A 1,243-nucleotide genomic window follows, 5' to 3' on the forward strand; every position below is an offset into this window, starting at 1 on the left:
TGGATCACCCCTGATTTCTCGGACACCTAAAAGCGAGGACAATCCTCGCACGGAGGTGTTCGATGGAAAAGCGCCAGCGATTCTCAGCCGAGTTCAAGCGTGAAGCCCTGCGGCTGATGCAAACCAGTGGTAAGCCCGCTGCAGTGGTTGCCCGAGAACTGGGCGTGCCGCGCAACCGGCTGTACAAATGGGCCGATGAAGCGGGCAAGAAGGGAGCCGCCGCCTTCAGTGGAAGCGGCCGCCCCAAGGCGAGTAGCGATGAAGTGGCGGTACTTAAGCGCGAGTTGGCTCGCCTTAAAGAAGAGAATGAGATCTTAAAAAAAGCGGCGGCGTACTTCGCGCGAGAGCTGTCGTGAAGTACGCCTGGATAGAAGGCGAACCAGGCCATAGCGTGCGATTGATGTGTCGAGCCTTGCGCGTATCGCCCAGTGGCTACTACGCCTGGAAAACTCGGAAACCGGGCCCTCGGAGACTTGCCGACGATCAACTGATCGCTCGCATGGAAGTCCTCCATCGCGAGAATCACGAAGCGTACGGCTCGGAACGCCTGTGGCGCGCGCTCAAGCAGGAAGGCGAGCACTGTGGCCGACATCGGGTTCGTCGCCTGCGTTGCGAACAAGGCATTCGTAGCCGTCGGCGTCTGCGCTACTTACGCACCAAAAGTCCCTACCAGCGTGTGCCGACGGCACCCAATCGTCTCGGTTGGCCGTTCGCCAGCCCTGGGCCCGATCATGTCTGGGTCGCTGATATCACTTTCATACCCACGCGCCAGGGCTGGGTCTATCTAGCCGCCGTGTTGGATGTTTGCAGTCGCCGAATCGTGGGCTGGGCCATGAGTGATCGTGCCGATCAGGCACTCGCCAGTGATGCGCTGGCAATGGCGCTAGGGCGCCGCCGTCCCGCCAAGGGAGCGATCCATCACAGTGACCAAGGCTCTCAATACACCAGCAAGCTCTATCAGCAGCAACTACAAGAAGCCGGCCTGACGGCCAGCATGAGCCGAAAGGGCATGCCCTACGACAACGCGGTCATGGAGAGCTTCTTTGCCTCGTTAAAGCATGAGCTGACGCACCATCAATCCTTCCCGGACCGCGACTCAGCACGAACCCAGATCTTCCAGTACATCGAGATCTTCTATAACCGCAAACGCTTGCACAGCAGTCTTGACTATCAATCGCCGGACAGTTTTGAGCGTATGCTCACGGTGACGATTTAAACCGTCCGAGAAATCGGGGGTAGTCCA

General features: G+C 58.9%; 2 protein-coding genes. Both read left to right on the top strand.

What is annotated here, in order from left to right:
- Window positions 1-62 precede the first annotated feature (62 nt).
- A complete protein-coding gene (locus ACZ6WW_RS23540) occupies window positions 63-356 on the top strand; it encodes a transposase (protein WP_465276339.1) in 294 nt (97 codons plus the stop codon).
- Window positions 353-1,216 (top strand): IS3 family transposase, encoded by an 864-nt coding sequence (locus tag ACZ6WW_RS23545; protein ID WP_465276340.1) that lies wholly within the window; start codon window positions 353-355, stop codon window positions 1,214-1,216. Before ACZ6WW_RS23540 ends, ACZ6WW_RS23545 begins: the two co-directional genes overlap by 4 nt.
- The last annotated feature ends 27 nt before the right edge of the window (window positions 1,217-1,243 follow it).

The organism is Dyella sp. NPDC103356 (genome assembly GCF_055584465.1).